Annotated in this window: 15 protein-coding genes and 1 tRNA gene; 11 read left to right on the top strand and 5 right to left on the bottom strand. The window is 65.9% G+C overall.

What is annotated here, in order from left to right:
- Positions 1–128 precede the first annotated feature (128 nt).
- Both ACX9NE_RS15160 and aceE read right to left on the bottom strand, forming a co-directional pair.
- The gene (locus ACX9NE_RS15160; protein WP_459362200.1) at positions 129–1439 is read right to left on the bottom strand and encodes a PucR family transcriptional regulator; all 1311 of its coding nucleotides are present in this window, start codon (positions 1437–1439) and stop codon (positions 129–131) included.
- Between the two features lie 255 nt (positions 1440–1694).
- Positions 1695–4484, bottom strand: coding sequence for a pyruvate dehydrogenase (acetyl-transferring), homodimeric type (gene aceE, locus ACX9NE_RS15155; RefSeq protein ID WP_459362199.1), 2790 nt, complete (start codon positions 4482–4484; stop codon positions 1695–1697).
- Between the two features lie 160 nt (positions 4485–4644).
- Between aceE and ACX9NE_RS15150 the strand changes: the two genes are divergently transcribed.
- From ACX9NE_RS15150 to ACX9NE_RS15110, 9 genes are all read left to right on the top strand, one after another.
- Positions 4645–5211, top strand: a complete 567-nt coding sequence (locus ACX9NE_RS15150) for a hypothetical protein (protein ID WP_459362198.1) — start codon at positions 4645–4647, stop codon at positions 5209–5211.
- A 79-nt stretch (positions 5212–5290) separates the two neighbouring features.
- Positions 5291–5701 (top strand): DUF3052 domain-containing protein, encoded by a 411-nt coding sequence (locus tag ACX9NE_RS15145; protein ID WP_459362197.1) that lies wholly within the window; start codon positions 5291–5293, stop codon positions 5699–5701.
- On the top strand, positions 5701–6162 hold the full coding sequence (locus ACX9NE_RS15140; protein WP_459362196.1) for a peroxiredoxin: 462 nt from the start codon (positions 5701–5703) through the stop codon (positions 6160–6162). The genes ACX9NE_RS15145 and ACX9NE_RS15140 overlap by 1 nt, the downstream gene beginning before the upstream one ends.
- A gap of 46 nt (positions 6163–6208) precedes the next feature.
- Positions 6209–6280, top strand: a tRNA-Val gene (locus ACX9NE_RS15135).
- 329 nt (positions 6281–6609) lie between these two features.
- Positions 6610–7401, top strand: coding sequence for an SDR family NAD(P)-dependent oxidoreductase (locus ACX9NE_RS15130; RefSeq protein WP_459362195.1), 792 nt, complete (start codon positions 6610–6612; stop codon positions 7399–7401).
- Between the two features lie 190 nt (positions 7402–7591).
- Positions 7592–8674, top strand: a complete 1083-nt coding sequence (locus ACX9NE_RS15125) for a phosphotransferase family protein (RefSeq protein ID WP_459362194.1) — start codon at positions 7592–7594, stop codon at positions 8672–8674.
- 31 nt (positions 8675–8705) lie between these two features.
- A complete protein-coding gene (locus ACX9NE_RS15120; protein WP_459362193.1) occupies positions 8706–9923 on the top strand; it encodes an acyl-CoA dehydrogenase family protein in 1218 nt (405 codons plus the stop codon).
- A 381-nt stretch (positions 9924–10304) separates the two neighbouring features.
- Positions 10305–10544 carry a hypothetical protein gene (locus ACX9NE_RS15115; RefSeq protein WP_459362192.1) on the top strand — a complete coding sequence of 80 codons (240 nt, stop codon included), beginning with the start codon at positions 10305–10307 and terminating at the stop codon, positions 10542–10544.
- Positions 10537–11397 (top strand): alpha/beta fold hydrolase, encoded by an 861-nt coding sequence (locus ACX9NE_RS15110; RefSeq protein ID WP_459362191.1) that lies wholly within the window; start codon positions 10537–10539, stop codon positions 11395–11397. Before ACX9NE_RS15115 ends, ACX9NE_RS15110 begins: the two co-directional genes overlap by 8 nt.
- A 79-nt stretch (positions 11398–11476) precedes the next feature.
- Here ACX9NE_RS15110 and ACX9NE_RS15105 read toward each other — a convergent pair whose 3' ends face one another.
- From ACX9NE_RS15105 to ACX9NE_RS15095, 3 genes are read right to left on the bottom strand one after another with little or no spacing between them, the layout of a single operon-like run.
- Positions 11477–12028 (bottom strand): NifU family protein, encoded by a 552-nt coding sequence (locus ACX9NE_RS15105; protein WP_459362190.1) that lies wholly within the window; start codon positions 12026–12028, stop codon positions 11477–11479.
- Positions 12013–13953 (bottom strand): ferrous iron transporter B, encoded by a 1941-nt coding sequence (feoB, locus tag ACX9NE_RS15100; protein ID WP_459362189.1) that lies wholly within the window; start codon positions 13951–13953, stop codon positions 12013–12015. The genes ACX9NE_RS15105 and feoB overlap by 16 nt, the downstream gene beginning before the upstream one ends.
- Positions 13950–14243: a FeoA family protein gene (locus tag ACX9NE_RS15095; RefSeq protein WP_459362188.1), complete on the bottom strand. Its 294-nt coding sequence runs from the start codon at positions 14241–14243 to the stop codon at positions 13950–13952. The genes feoB and ACX9NE_RS15095 overlap by 4 nt, the downstream gene beginning before the upstream one ends.
- Before the next feature lie 223 nt (positions 14244–14466).
- Here ACX9NE_RS15095 and ACX9NE_RS15090 point away from each other — a divergent pair, with 223 nt between their 5' ends.
- Together ACX9NE_RS15090 and ACX9NE_RS15085 are read left to right on the top strand one after the other, a co-directional pair.
- Positions 14467–14661, top strand: a complete 195-nt coding sequence (locus tag ACX9NE_RS15090; protein ID WP_459362187.1) for a hypothetical protein — start codon at positions 14467–14469, stop codon at positions 14659–14661.
- A gap of 10 nt (positions 14662–14671) precedes the next feature.
- Positions 14672–15796, top strand: a complete 1125-nt coding sequence (locus ACX9NE_RS15085; protein WP_459362186.1) for an epoxide hydrolase family protein — start codon at positions 14672–14674, stop codon at positions 15794–15796.
- Positions 15797–15822: the final 26 nt, after the last annotated feature.

Raw genomic sequence — 15822 nt, 5'->3', positions numbered from 1 at the left:
ACACTGTGAAGCCGGTTTTGCGGGGTGTAACAGATTATGAACCTCGTCTTAGGTTTTTGTATACATCCTACAAAATAGCTCCGTAAGCTACGCGTTTGAGATACGCCCGCGATCTGTCATCTAAATCACTATCTACCCGAACCGTTGCCGGAAACGCCTCTGACCGGCGCAGGAAGCGGCGGTACGGCGAAGTTGGCGGCGCTGGAATTCTGCGTCGGGTAGTTGAGCTGGCCCACCGTCGCCGCCACGCGCAGCACGTACGCATCCCGTGGTTGGGTGGGATCACGCCCGGTGAAGTCGGTGATCCGCTTCAGGCGGTAGCGCACGGTGTTTGGATGAACGAACAACTTCCTGGCACAAGCCTCAATAGCACCGCCGGAATCTAAGAAAGCATCCAGGGTTTCGACGAGCGTCGGCCCGGCGTCGGCCAGCGGGCGCATCACGTCGGTGTGCAGCGCCACGATCGCCGACGCGTCACCCATCAGAGCGCGTTCGGGCAGCAGTTCGCGGGCCAGGACCGGGCGCGGGGCCCCTCGCCACCCGGCGACCGCGTTCATTCCCGAAATAGCCTCACTGGCACTGTGATAGGCCGCGGTGAGCATGGGCGCCGTCGGCCCGATCACCACCGGTTCGTCGGCGAAGGCGCCCAGCAGGTCGTTGAGGAACTTGTCGGTGAGCGATAACTGACCGGACACGATCGCCACCAGCCAGGTGCCGTGCACGTCGGTGAGCGCCGCACGGCCGTGCCGGGCCGCGATGTCACGGAGATCCTGGCTTGCGCGTTCGCTGCCGTCCATGGTGCGTCCGGGCGCCGGGGTTCCCACTATCACCGTCGCCGGCGCGGTGGTGTCCCAGTTGAGCGCGGCGGCCCGGGACAGCAGTTCGGGACCGGTGTCACCGCGCACCACCGCGTCGACGACGCTGGCCTCCATTCGGCTGTCCCATGCACCGCGTGCCTCGGCCGCATCGGCGTAGGCCGTGGCGGCGGTGAACGCCAGGTCTCGGCTGTACTTGAGGATGCCGACCGTCAGCGCGGTCAAGTGCTCCTCGGAGCGGGCCAGCAGCGGCACGACCTCCTCGAAGTACTCCATCGTGACCCGCACCATGTCCACGGTGTGCCGAAGTGCGATGCGCCGGGTGAGGTCCTGCGGCACCAGTTCGAAGGCCTGCGCGGTGTAGCTGACATTGCTGTGCGGGTCCTGCATCCACTCGACGAAGTTGACCACCGCGGTCTGAACCACCAACGCCACGCTGGCGCGCTGGGAGGCTTCCAGGTCGGCGAAGAACGGAAGCCGCTCCTGCATGGCCGAGACCGCCTCGGTGGCAAGCCGGCCCGAGTACTGCTTCAAGCGGCGCAGCAACGAATCGGGCACGGTGTCCAGCAGTTCCAGCGGCGAGCGGGGACGCCCGAGCTGGTGGGCCAAGCTGTTGTCGTCCACAACTAAAAGCTACGCCCATTTTCTGTCGAGGTCCGCTAAAGGAGTCCAGCGCCTCGGTCGCGGGCCTCGGTCGCGGGCCTCGGTCGCGAGCGTGAAGCTGGCTTCACGCTCGGCAACGACCGTGACGCCAGCTTCACGGTCGGCGCAGACGAGGGGAGCCCTCGGTCGCGGGCCTCGGTCGCGAGCGTGAAGCTGGCTTCACGCTCGGCAACGACCGTGACGCCAGCTTCACGGTCGGCGCAGACGAGGGGAGCCCTAGGCGACGCCTGGGTCGGAGGTCTGCTCGGGCGCGGCCTGGACGTCGTCGATCTTGTACTGACGGGCGGCGGTGACGGGCACCGACGGGTCGATTTCGCCGTCGCGGGCCAGCGCTTCGAGCACCGCGACCACCGTCGATTCGGCGTCGGTGTTGAAGTAGCGCCGCGCGGCGGGCCGGGTGTCGGAGAAGCCGAACCCGTCGGTGCCCAGCGTCACGTACGTGCCAGGCACCCATGGCCGGATCTGTTCGGGGACGGCGCGCATCCAGTCCGAGACCGCGACGACGGGGCCGCGGGTCTTTTCCAGCGCTGTCGTCACGTAGGGCGTACCCGCCGGCTTGTCCGGGTGGCGAAGCCGCTGTTTCTCGACTTCCACCCCGTCGCGGTTGAGCTCGCCCCAGCTGGTCACCGACCATACGTCGGCTGCCACGTCCCACTGCTCGGCGAGCATCTCGGCCGCCTTGAGCGCGGAGGGCATCGCGACCCCGGACACCAGGATCTGCGCCGTGGACGAGCGCTTCTCGGTGGCCGCGCGGTAGCGGTAGATGCCGCGCAGCAGGCCCTCGGGGTCGAAGTTCTCCGGCTCCGGAGGCTGTTGATAGGGCTCGTTGTAGAGGGTGATGTAGAAGTACACGTTCTCCGGGTCTTTGCCGAACATCCGCGCCAGGCCGCTTTCCACGATGTAGGCGATTTCATAGGCGAACGCCGGGTCGTAGGACACCACGGCCGGGTTGGTGGCCGCCAGCAGCAAGGAATGCCCGTCGGCGTGTTGCAGACCCTCGCCCACCAGGGTGGTACGCCCGGCCGTCGCCCCCAACACGAACCCGCGGGCCATCTGGTCGGCCGCGGCCCACAGGCCGTCGCCGGTGCGCTGGAAACCGAACATCGAATAGAAGATGTACAGCGGAATCATCGGCTCGTTGTGGGTGGCATACGACGTGCCGGCCGCGGTGAAGGAGCCCACCGACCCGGCCTCGTTGATGCCCTCGTGCAGGATCTGGCCGATTTCACTTTCCTTGTAGGCCAGCATCAATTCGGCGTCGACGGCGGTGTAGAGCTGGCCGAGGCGGTTGTAGATCTTTAGCGACGGGAACCATGAGTCCATCCCGAAGGTGCGGGCCTCATCCGGGATGATGGGAACAATGCGGTGGCCGATCTCTTTGTCGCGCAACAGTTCTTTGAAGGTGCGCACCAGCGCCATGGTGGTGGCGACCTCCTGGTTGCCGGACCCCTTCTTCAGGGCCTTGTAGACATCGCGGCTGGGTAGTTGGAGCGCTTTGGTCTTGGTCCGGCGTTCCGGAAGGAACCCGCCCAGGGCGCGCCGGCGGTCCAGCAGGTAGCGGATCTCCGGGGCGTCCGGCCCGGGGTGGTAGTACGGCGGCAGGTAGGGGTCCTCTTCCAGCTGGGCGTCGCTGATCGGGATCCGCATCGAATCGCGGAAGCGCTTGAGGTCTTCCAGCGCAAGCTTTTTCATCTGATGGGTGGCGTTGCGGCCCTGGAAGTGTGCGCCCAGCGAGTAGCCCTTGATGGTCTTGGCCAGGATGACGGTCGGCTGGCCTTTGTGCGCGACGGCGGCGTGGTAGGCGGCATAGACCTTGCGGTAATCGTGCCCGCCGCGCTTGAGGTTCCAGATCTCGGAGTCGCTCATGTTCTGCACCAACGCCTTGGTCCGCGGGTCGCGGCCGAAGAAGTGGTCGCGCACGTAGGCGCCGTCGTTGGCCTTGTAGGTCTGGTAGTCGCCGTCCGGCGTGGTGTTCATCAGGTTCACCAGCGCGCCGTCACGGTCGGCGTGCAGCAGGGCGTCCCATTCGCGGCCCCATACCACCTTGATGACGTTCCAGCCGGCGCCGCGGAAGTACGACTCCAGTTCCTGGATGATCTTGCCGTTGCCGCGCACCGGCCCATCAAGGCGCTGCAGGTTGCAGTTGATCACGAAGGTCAGGTTGTCCAGACCCTCCAGCGCGCCGATGTGGGCCAACCCGCGGCTTTCCGGCTCGTCCATCTCGCCGTCGCCCAGAAAACACCACACGTGCTGATCGGAGGTGTCTTTGATGCCCCGGTCGTGCAGGTAGTGGTTGAACCGGGCCTGGTAGATCGCGTTGAGCGGGCCAAGGCCCATCGACACCGTGGGGAACTCCCAGAAGTCGCGCATCAGGCGCGGGTGCGGGTAGGACGGCAGTCCGCCGCCGGAGTGGCTGTGTTCCTGGCGGAAGCCGTCGAGACGATCGGCGCTCAGCCGCCCCTCGAGGAAGGCGCGCGCATAGATACCGGGGGAGGCGTGGCCCTGAACGAACACGTGGTCGCCGCCGCCGGGATGAGCCTTGCCGCGGAAGAAGTGATTGAAGCCGACCTCGTAGAGCGCCGCTGAGGACGCATACGTCGAGATGTGGCCGCCGACGCCTACCCCGGGCCGCTGCGCGCGGTGCACCATGATGGCCGCGTTCCACCTGATCCAGGTGCGAAAGCGGCGTTCGACATCCTCATCGCCGGGAAACCACGGCTCCAGTTCGGTGGGGATGGTGTTGACGTAGTCCGTCGACGTCAGCGCCGGGATCGCCACCCGCTGCTCGCTGGCACGTTCGAGCATTCGCAGCATCAGGTAGCGCGCCCGCGCCGGCCCGGAGCGCGCCAGTAGGTCATCGAACGATTCCAGCCATTCCGACGTTTCCTCGGGATCGATGTCAGGCAGATACGACGCGACGCCCTCGCGGATCACCCGAACGCGATCGGGTTCGCTTGTGCTGCTTGACGTTTTGGCCAGATCGTTGCGGGCGAACTCGGTGGTCAACTTCCGCTCCTGTAGTTGGCAGGGGTGATGCACGAGTGTTCGTCCCTCTATCGTGCCGCACGGCCGTCCCCGGCGGACACCCGTGTACTGGTCCCGGGTGCGACACCGAAGTCGGTGCTAGTGGGGCAGATGGGATCGTGACCCGGTAACGTCAGATCCCGTGCTCATCGGATGGCGCGTCGGGACCTTCCCCAGGCGAGGCGCGCTGGCTGTCGGCTCCGTCGCGATGGTGGCGATAGGGATTGTCGGCTGTACGAAGGTCACCGAGGGGACCGGAGCGCCCGACACCAACGTCGCCCCGGCTTACCGGTCCTCGGTGTCGGCGTCGGTGTCCGCGTCGTCGGTGACCTCGAGCGTCCGGGAGTCCCAGCGCATAGCATCGGTGACCACCAGGGCGATCCGCACCTCCTGCGATGTCCTGGCCACCACCAGCAAGGACGCGATCGATAAGGTGAACTCGTTCGTCGCGGCCTTCAACAGCGGCAAGAACACCGGTCCCACCGAAGGCCCGGCGATCGACGCGCTCAACGCCAGCGCCAGCGCTGTGGAGAACAGCTACAGCGACGCGCTGCCGGGTCCGATGCGCGATTCGATGAACACCTACAACGACGCTGCCCGCCAGGTGGCCAACGCGATCGGCACTCACGCGTCCACCGGCGAGTTCAACCGCCGGGTCGACCGGCTCAACGACGCCAAGACCAAGGCGCTGAAAATGTGCGTGGGTTAGCCGTATGAAGCTCAGTAGTGCCTGTGCGACGATAACGTTCGTCGCTTATCGTGCGGTTGTCTAAGGAGGAGGTTCCACGGTGGTCGCGGCGGATCACGCTCGCAAACTGGGCATCCAACGGGACCAAGTCGTCCAGGAGTGGGGCTGGGACGAGGACACCGACGACGATATCCGCGCTGATGTCGAGGACGCCTGCGGTAGCGAACTGCTCGACGAAGACACCGACGAGGTCGTCGACGTCGTTCTGCTCTGGTACCGCGAAGGTGACGGCGACTTGGTGGACCTGCTGATGGATGCGATCAGCCCGCTCGCCGAAGACGGCGTGATCTGGGTGTTGACGCCCAAGACCGGCCGTCCCGGCCACGTGCTGCCCGCTGATATCGCCGAAGCGGCACCTACCGCGGGGCTGATGCCGACGTCGTCGGTCAACCTGGGCAACTGGGCGGCCAGCCGGTTGGTGCAGCCGAAGTCCCGGACCGGTAAGCGCTGATGCTTGACGTCGGAGCCACCGCCCCCGACTTCACACTGCGCGACCAGAATCAGCAGCCCGTGACGCTGAGCAGCTACCGCGGGGCCAAGAACGTGCTGCTGGTGTTCTTCCCGCTGGCTTTCACGGGCATCTGCCAGGGCGAGTTGGACCAGGTGCGGGACAACCTGCCGGAGTTCGAGAATGACGACAGCGCGGTGCTGGCCATCTCGGTGGGGCCGCCGCCCACTCACAAGATCTGGGCGGTGCAGAGCGGTTTCCTGTTCCCGGTGCTCTCGGACTTCTGGCCGCACGGCGAGGTCAGCCAGGCGTACGGGGTATTCAACGACGTGGCCGGCATCTCCAACCGCGGCACCTTCGTGGTCGACAAGGTGGGCATCATCCGGTTCGCCGAGATGAAGCAGCCCGGTGAGGCGCGTGATCGCGCGCTGTGGACTCAGGCGTTGACGGCGTTGCGCGTCTAGTTTTGAGTGGTTGGGGTTTCGGCGTGTAGCCTGCGCCGGGGCATAAGGGCGCGTAGCTCAGTGGTAGAGCTCTGGTTTTACACACCAGCGGTCGGCGGTTCGATACCGTCCGCGCCCACTCTGGCAGGGGCGAGCAGACGCAAAATCACCCATTTCGTGCCGAAATGAGGTGATTTTGCGTCTGCTCGCGCAGAATCGCAGCGGCGCCTCCGGGGTCGTGGCGGCGTGAAAGCCAACGCCTCCGGTTCCTTCCGGGGCATTGCCTCCATCAGCTCAGCGCCGTTCACCCAGTCTGCACCGCCCCGCCGCCGGGGCCATAGCCCTGGTGCCGTCACCGCCCCACAACTCAGAACCGCAGTCACAATCTCGGCTCTTGCGTGTGGTTGAAAATTGTCAGATTCCCGAGTTAGCGCGGCAAGATCGAGGTCCCTGCGTAGCGTCTGCCTAGTGGACCGGCTTCGTGACAAAGTGGCGATCGTGACGGGGGCTTCCAGTGCGGGCCCCGGCTACGGCAACGGCGAGACAGCGGCACTGCAGTTCGGGCGCGAAGGTGCCACGGTGCTCTGCGTCGATCGCGGGGGTGCTGCCGAGCGGACCGCGCAACTGATAAACGACGAAGGTGGCCGGGCGGCGGCGTTTCGTGCGGACGTCACCGTCTCCGACCAAGTCGAAGCGATGGCCTCGTACTGCCTTGAGCGATTCGACCGCATCGACATCCTGCACAACAACGTGGGCATCGATCAGCTGGGCGGACCGGTGGAAACCACCGAGGCCGACTGGGAGGGGGTGATCCGGACCAACCTCACCTCGCAGTTCTTGACGTGCAAGCACGTCCTGCCGGTGATGGAGCGCCAGCGTAGCGGCGCAATCATCAACGTCAGTTCGATCGCGGCGCTCCGCTGGGTCGGCGCGCCGTCGATCTCCTACGCCTCGAGCAAGGCGGCGACCATTCAGTTCACCCAGACCGTGGCGCTGCAGTATGCGCGACAAGGCATCCGCGCCAACACGATTGTGCTAGGGGTGGTGCGGACGCCGGCGCTGCAGCGTTGGGTTGACAGCGTCACCGAGAACCCCGACGAGCTGTGGCGACATCTCGACGACAGCGCCCCGCGCGGGCGCATCGGCGACGCCTGGGACGCCGCGCACGCGGCGGTCTTCCTCGCCTCGGACGAGGCCGGCTACATCACCGGAACCACACTCGTCGTAGACGGCGGGCTCAGCGCCACGATCGGGATCTGACGAGGCGTCTGCTCGGCCGTGAGCGCCTCAGTCTGTCCAGGCGCTACACCCAGCTCGGGCGGGCGTCCGATGGGGCGGGAGGCGGTGCGCCGCCTCCTGAGACCGTTCGCGCCGAACACGCTCGGCGGCGTGTTCGCGCCATCGACCTCGACGTAGTGTCCCTATCACGCGATCTGTCTGAAGGAGCCCGATGACCGCACACCACGATGTCGCAGGCGCCGCCCTTGAACAGCAGACTTTCCGTGCTGACTGCTCGCCGCAGAACTGGGCAGCGCTCAGGGCCTGGCTGCGTGGTCGCGGGATGGTGCTCGACGCCGTTGAGCCCCGTCAGTTCGCCAACGGCCTGGCCAACCTGAACTACCTGATCTCGGTCGACGGCCGGCTGGTGGTCCTGCGCCGGCCACCGGGCGGACAGCTGGCCGAGGGTGCCAGCGACATGGCGCGCGAATTTCGTGTCTTGAGTCGACTGCACGCCCACTACCTCCGCGCGCCACGGGCAGTGGCCTTCTGCGAGGACACCTCAGTATTAGGGAGTCCCTTCCAGCTGATCGAATACCGTCCCGGGACCGTCGTGTCAGACACGATTCCCGCGCAGCTTGCGGCCGTCCCCACTGCCCGGCTCGCCGACGAATTCGTCACCGCTCTGGCCGAATTGCACGCGATCGACCTCGGCACGCACCGTGACCTCGCCGAACTCGGGCGGCCCGAAGGATTCATCGCACGACAGATCGCCGGTTGGAACCGGCGGGCGCACAACGCGTTCGACGGATCCCCGCCGGCGACGGTCGAGCACATCGTGTCCTGGCTGGGCGCCGCCGCACCCGAACCAACGACCAAAGCCAGTGTGCTGCACAATGATTTCAAGTTCGACAACGTGATCTTCGATGCAACCGGAGTGGCCGCTGCGGTGATCGACTGGGACATGTCGACGCTGGGCGATCCGCTTTTCGATCTCGGCGTCACCCTGTCCTACTGGGCGCAACCCGACGACGCGGACGTCATCCGCGACCTCGGACTGGCTCCGTCACTGCAGCCGGGCTTTCCGGACCGTAAAGCGCTCGCGGCGAAGTACTTCGCCGCGGCAGAACGCGAACCGGTCCCGGTCGGTTTCTACCTGGCGCTGGGCCGGCTCCGGCTCGCGATCGCATGGCAGCAGTTGTTCGTGCTGCACCACCGTGGCGCGCTCGTCGGTCCGAAGTACGCTGCGTTCAACCGCATCGCGACGTCCGTCTTGACGGTGACCGCCGATTCCCTTTCGGCAGAACGCATCTGATCGTCCGCCCACTACCCAAGAGGATGGCTTCGTGATCGACTTCTCCGTACCCCCGGAATTGACGGCACTTGGCGAACGGGTCCGCAAATTCGTCATCGACGCGATCGTTCCCTACGAGCGCGATCCGCGACTCACCCAGCACGGCCCCAACGACGAGTTGCGGCGAGAGCTCGTCGAATTTGCGCGCAAGGAAGGACTGCTGACCCCGCAGGCGTCCCCGCGATTCGGCGGCAAGGGTATCTCACACATCGAGCAGTCGGTGATCTACGAGGCGGCCGGATGGTCCACGCTCGGGCCCGTCGCGATGAACTGCGCTGCGCCGGACGAGGGGAACATGTTCCTCCTCGACAAGCTGACGACCGACGAGCAGGCCGAAGTCTTCCTGAAACCCGTTCTCGACGGCACCGTCCGATCGGTGTTCGCGATGACCGAGCCCGGCGGGGCGGGTTCGGATCCGTCGCAACTGCTCACCGAGGCGCGCCGCGACGGCGACTCCTATGTCATCAACGGCCGCAAGTGGCTCATCACGGGCGCCAACGGTGCGGGCACCTGGATCGTCATGGCCAACGTGGTCGGCGACGGAAACCTCGGCGGACCAACGTTGTTCCTCGCCAAGGGCGATGACCCCGGCTCTGGAGGCATCGTCATCGAGCGGGTGATGAACTCCATGGACCGCAACTACGTCGAAGGACACGGCGTGGTCGTCTTCAACGACCTGCGGGTGCCCACGGCGAATGTGCTCGGCGAAGTCGGCGAGGCGATGCGATACGCGCAAATGCGTTTGGCCCCGGCGCGCCTCACCCACGCCATGCGGTGGTTGGGCGCCGCCTCACGAGCCCAGCACATCGCCCTGAATCACGCAAAGACCCGAACGGCCTTCGGCGGCCCGATCATTGAGCACCAGGGTGTCGGGTTCATGCTGGCGGACAACGAAATAGCGCTCACCCAGTGCCGGCTGGCGATCTGGTACACGGCCTGGGTGCTGGACCAGGGGCACAAGGGGCGACACGAAAGTTCGATCAGCAAGGCCTTCGTGTCCGAGGAGCTCTTCAAGGTTGTCGACCGTTGCATACAGGTCCTGGGTGGAATCGGCGTCACCGACGAAACACCCATCGAGATGATCTTCCGGGACATCCGGGGATTCCGGCTCTACGACGGGCCCACCGAGGTCCACAAGTACGCGATCATCCGGCGAATGAACCACGTCGGCTCGGCGGCGGCGCGCGTGCCGGGATCCGACACCCTCTGAGCGGCTCCGCACTGTCGGGCCGGGGCACGCACAGACGAGGCACTCTCGAAAGCGAGTGTCAGGTCTGATGCGCATCGGTGGACAATCGCGCGACAATGCGATTTCGTTGCATCCACCATCGCAGGCGCCAACGATGCCGGTAGGCGGTGCAACCAGTCCCGCTGGGGCGCTTGATTTGCTCTTTGTGAACAAATAAATGATTCGAAATCCACCCCTGCTGGTCAAGATTTTATCCTGTGGCGCAGTAAAGACTGAAAACATGACCACGACTGCCCCCTCCCCACCGCGGCCTTGCATGGGCGGGTGTTGAAGGTATCGCCAATCGACTGCACACCGAACGCTTCCCCGGCCACCATCACCGGTAGTTGCGAAGGCGCTACGGTGACCTTCTCCGCCACGGAAACCACGGTCGAGAAAGACGGCGCTCAACGCCTTCTTGACGCTGGCGAGTCCGCCGGGGTGCTCATGCCTACCGGCACCGCTCTTCACGACGTACCCGTCGATCCGACCACCCACCTGGCTGCCGCCGACATTGAAAACATCGGTGCCGAACTCAACGCCATCCGCGACCAGGTCAGCACCAGTGATCTCACCCGAATCGAAAGAATCGACCATGACTGAGTTGAAGTACCTTGATCTGCACGACGCACGCCTGGCCTACGTCGATGAAGGCCATGGTGATGTGCTCTTGTTGCTGCACGGCATGGCCGGTAGCTCACAGACGTGGCGCTCGGTGATCCGCCCGCTGTCCCGTAACTACCGGGTTGTGGCGCCCGACCTTCTCGGTCATGGCAGTTCCGACAAGCCGCGGAGCGACTACTCGCTGGGTGCGTTCGCGGTGCTACTGCGCGACTTGCTCGACGAACTCGGCGTCGCCCGCGCAACGGTCGTCGGGCACTCGCTGGGTGGCGGCATCGCCATGCAATTCAGCTACCAACACCCCGAATATTGCCAGGGACTGATCCTGGTTGACAGCGGCGGCCTGGGATCGGACGTGGGCTTGACATTGCGGCTGCTGTCGGCGCCCGGCGCGGAGCTGATCATGCCGATCATCGCGCCACGGCGCGTGCTGGCCGCGGGCAACCGGCTTCGGTCCTGGTTCCATAAGTCCGGGATCGAATCACCCCGTGGCGAGGAGATTTGGAGTTCCTACAGCTCATTCGCCGACGCACCGACGAGGGCAGCTTTTCTGCGAACTCTGCGATCCGTCGTCGATTACCGGGGGCAGGCCGTCAACGCGTTGAGCCGCCTGGTCACCAAGACCGACCTCCCCATCATGCTGATTTGGGGCGATCAGGACGCCATAATTCCCGTCGAGCACGCTTATGCCACGAAGAAGTCCATGCCTGGCATCCGCCTGGAGGTGCTGACCGGAGTCGGGCACTTTCCTCAGGTGGAGCGTCCCGCCGAGGTGGTTGAGCTGATCGAGGACTTCGTCGCCCACAACGTCGCATCGGAGTCGGCCAGCCGGTAGCCCCCAGCTCCACTTGAGGAAGGACGGCCGGCGGTTCGATACCGTGCGCCCCCACCACTGTTTGTGGAGCTCAGCGTCGTTACCGCCGCTTGAGCGTCTTGGGCAAGGTCAGCCACGCGCGGCGCGGCTGGGTCGCCTTGACCTCGCGGATCTGCGGGTACCGCGCCTGCACGCTGCGGATCACCAGATCGCCGAGGGTGCGACCGCTTAACGGGCAGCCCAGGCATGCTCCGCTCAACTCGACGGTGAGCACGCCGTCGTGCACGGAGTGGACCTTGATCTCGCCGCCGTGCGAAGCGGCGATAGGCGTCACGTCACGCGCCAGAATCTCGTCGATCCCGTCGCGCAGGTCCTGCTCGCTGACGTCGGAGAGTTCGTCAGACAACGCAACGAACAACGCCGAACGCACCCGGGCACCGTCGACCTCCCAGGATCGGTTGGCCCCCAACCACGTTCGTACCTCGCCCAGATCGACCTCGGCGCGTTCCAGCACGCCCTCATCGATCAGCGCGCACACTTGTGGCGGAACGCCGGACAGTTGCCGCCTCCCCGTCAGCCACCGCATCAGGCGGGGGTCGTCGGTGGCCTGCGGATGAAGCAGCGGAATCGACACGCTCAACCCGTCAGCCACATCGTGATGTGCCGCGCGGCGAACGCCGCCGTCCAGGCCAGCACGAACATGTAACCCCACGCCGTCAGCGGCCAGCGCCACGAGTTGGTCTCGCGTCGCAGCGTGGCAATGGTGGACATGCACTGCAGGGCGTAGGCGAAGAACACCAGCAGCGCGATGATCGTCGGCGCCGTGAACACCAGCTCACCATGGTGCGGGCCAGAGGTGAACACCGCCGCATGCGTGGCCGACACCAAATCACCCGATTCTCCGGTCGCGAAGATCTGCCCCAGCGTCGCCACGAATACCTCACGGGCGGCCATCGCCCCGATCAAGCCGACGCAGACGCGCCAGTCGAAACCCAGTGGCGCGAAAAGCGGTTCGAGGATCTTGCCCAGGCCGGCGGCGAAGGAGTGGTTGACGACGTAGGCCGTCGCCGACGCCTGGTCCATGCCGGCGGTCTCCGCGGTGCGCACCGGCAGGTTGAGCAGGAACCACAGCACGACGGAGGTGCCCAGAATGATGGTTCCGGCCTTGCGCAGGAACACCTTTGCCGAGTCCCATACGGTCATTGCCACCGACTTGACCGACGGGAACCGGTAGGGCGGCATCTCCATGTAGAAAGGCAGCAGATCACCACCGAGCACGACCGATTTGAACAGCCAGGCGGTGAGCATCGCCGAGACCCCGCCCAGCAGATACATGCCGAACATCACGACGCCCTGCAACGACACCGGCCCCCACCGATCCTGCGGGCTGACCAGCATCCCGATCAGCAGGATGTACACCGGCAGGCGCGCCGAACAGGTCATCAGCGGGGCGGCCATACACGTGGCGAGCCGGTCCCGTGACGAGGGGATGGTACGGGTGGCCATGATCGCCGGTACCGCGCAAGCCAGCGATGACAGCATCGCCACGAAGGCCCGGCCGTCCAGCCCGGTGGTCGCCATGATGCGATCCACCAGGAATGCGGCGCGCGTCATGTAGCCGATGTTTTCCAGCAGCGAGATCAGCAGGAACATCAGGACGATCTGCGGGATGAACACCAGCACGGCGCCGACCCCGCCGATCACCCCGTGGCCGAGCAGTCCCGCGACCGCGGTGTTGGTGACGTTGTCGTCCACGAGCGTGCCCAGCCAGCTGAAGGACTTCTCGATCGCGTCCTGCAGCGGTGCCGCCAGCGTGAAGATGATCTGAAAAAACCCGAACATCACCGCAATGAAGAACAGCGATCCCCACACGGGGTGCAACAGCATTCGGTCGATTCGCGCGCTGCGCCGGTCGGGTTCAGGTGCCCGATAACGGCCTGCGTTGAGGATCGACGCAACCCAGCTGTTGTATTCCGCGTCGTTCGTCGGCGGTGGAATGGCGACGCGCTGCCAGGTTTGCGGTTCCGCCAGCAGCGCCCGCAGCGGTTCGAACCCTTTGCCGCGGCTACCGATAACACTGACCACCGGGACTCCCAGTGCGGCGGCGAACTGCTCGGTGTCCAGCTGCCCACCGCGGGCCGCCAGTTCGTCACCCATGGTGAGGACGACCACGGTTGGCTTGCCCAGCGCCAGCACTTGAGCCGCCAGCGACAGCGACCGCTCGAGGACGGTGACATCGACCACCACGGCGAGCGCATCCGGTGCGGGTATGCCGGGCAACTCACCGCGCAGCAGGTCGGCGACCACCTGTTCGTCGGGGCTGACCGGGTGCAGGCTGTAACAACCGGGGACGTCTTCGACGATGAACGTCTTCGCCTCGTCGTCGCTGCGGAAGCGTCCGGTGCCTACCCGGCGGGCCACGGTGACACCGGGATAGTTGCCGGTCCGCGCCCGCATCCCGGTGAGATGGTTGAACACGGTGGTCTTGCCGGCGTTGGGGCTCCCGATCAGCGCCGTCCGGGACAGGCCGGGCGGCGCGGCGACCGTGCCGCCGTCGTCGTGGCAGGATGCGGTCATGACTGCTCGGCGATCTCGATCTGAGCCGCTTCGTGGCGCCGCAGGCAGGTGTCATAACCCAGCAGGCGGTACACCGAGGGGTCGCCCAGCGGAGCCGTGCGCAGCTTGGTGACCCGGACCCCCGGGCGAAAACCCAAATGGCGCAACCGATTCGACACATCTGAGGGGATCGCCGCAAGAAATGCGACGATCTCGCCGCCGGTGCCGGGCGCCAGGTCGGCCAGGGTGGACCGGCGGTCCTGACCGGGCCGGGTCTCCGGCGCCGATCGGTCCAACCGGCTGTTGGGCATCGTTTATACCTCCGGATTGCCGACGCCGGCCGCGGGTGATGCCGGTGATATCCAGCAAGACTACCGACACTTAGGCCACCCTCACCAACCACGAACAAAATCCTGTGCCGGGCGAATCCGGGCTGTGCGTGTTGCTCGCTCAAGCCACCGCCCGCGCGGTCGCTGCACGCCGTTGCAGCTCCCACCTTGGACGCGGTTGACCCCGTATGGCACGCTCGACACCGTGGGTGACCTACCTGGTTCTCAGAGCGACAGCTCGGCACGCCAGACTTCGGGGCCGCCGGTGCGGCCGTTGTCCTCAGACCAGCAGCCGGCGACCAAAGCTGACCTGTACGCCGCGGTCGATGCCATGCGCGCCGATATGCGTGAGCTGCTCGAGCAGATCAGCACTCTGATCAAGGACGCGACGCAGAAGTAGGGTCGGAACGGTGAAGCCGTTCCGCATCGCCATTCCCGACGACGTCCTCGATGACTTACGCGCCCGGTTGGCGCGCACCCGGTGGCCCGAAGCCGAGTGTGTGGACGACTGGAGCCAGGGCATGCCGCTGCGTTACACCCGCGACCTGGCCGCCTACTGGGCCGATCAGTATGACTGGCGGGCGCGCGAGGCGGCATTGAACCGCTTCGACCAGTTCGTCGACCAGTTCGACGGTCTGGACATCCACTTCGTCCATCAGCGGTCGCCGCACGACGATGCCTTTCCGCTGCTGATCACCCATGGCTGGCCGGGCTCGGTCGCGGAGTTCCACAAGGTGATCGAGCCGCTGACCAACCCCACCGCCCACGGCGGCCGTGCCGAGGACGCCTTCCATGTGGTGTGCCCGTCGCTGCCGGGCTACGCGTTCTCCGGAAAGCCGGGCCGCACCGGGTGGGGTGTGGAGAAGATCGCGCTGGTGTGGGAGGAGCTGATGCAGCGCCTGGGATACGGCCGCTACGGCGCCCAGGGCGGTGACTGGGGCGCGGCCGTCACCAGCCAGATCGGTCGGAACAAGGGCAATTGCGTGGCCATCCATCTGAACATGCCGCTGGGCATGCCGACCGCCGAGACGATGGCCAACCCCACGGCCGAAGAGCAGGCGGCCCTGGCCGCGCTGGCCGACCACCGCAAGAACGGCACCGGGTACTCCAAGCAGCAGTCGACGCGCCCGCAGACGGTGGGCTACGGACTGGTCGATTCGCCGGTGGGTCAGCTGGCCTGGATCGTCGAGAAGTTTCAGGCCTGGATGGACTGTGACGGCCACCCGGAGAACGTGCTGACGCGCGACGAGTTGTTGGACAACGTGATGCTGTACTGGGTGACCGAAACCGCGGCGTCCTCGGCGCGGCTGTACTGGGAGAGTTTCACGAAGTGGGGGGACACTACCCGGGTCGAATTACCCACGGGCGTCGCGTCGTTCCCGAAGGAGATCCTGCGCGCCCCGCGCCGCTGGTGCGAGCCGAACTTCAACATCACCCATTGGACGACGATGCCGCGCGGCGGGCACTTCGCCGCGTTCGAGCAACCGGAACTTTTCGTGGCGGATCTGCGCAAGTTTTTCGCTACGGTGCGCTGAGTCGTGTTGCCGAATCGCATGCCGCG

Source organism: Mycobacterium sp. ML4 (genome assembly GCF_054515735.1).
The sequence above is the reverse complement of the archived record's forward strand: the minus strand, read 5'-3'. Positions and strand labels throughout refer to the sequence as shown.

Bases quoted from the DNA above. Each gene is read 5' to 3' on its own strand.
- ACX9NE_RS15140 (WP_459362196.1), top strand. From the start codon at position 5,701: ATGCTTGACGTCGGAGCCACCGCCCCCGACTTCACACTGCGCGACCAG.
- ACX9NE_RS15125 (WP_459362194.1), top strand. From the start codon at position 7,592: ATGACCGCACACCACGATGTCGCAGGCGCCGCCCTTGAACAGCAGACT.
- ACX9NE_RS15110 (WP_459362191.1), top strand. From the start codon at position 10,537: ATGACTGAGTTGAAGTACCTTGATCTGCACGACGCACGCCTGGCCTAC.
- feoB (WP_459362189.1), bottom strand. From the start codon at position 13,953: ATGACCGCATCCTGCCACGACGACGGCGGCACGGTCGCCGCGCCGCCC.
- ACX9NE_RS15095 (WP_459362188.1), bottom strand. From the start codon at position 14,243: ATGCCCAACAGCCGGTTGGACCGATCGGCGCCGGAGACCCGGCCCGGT.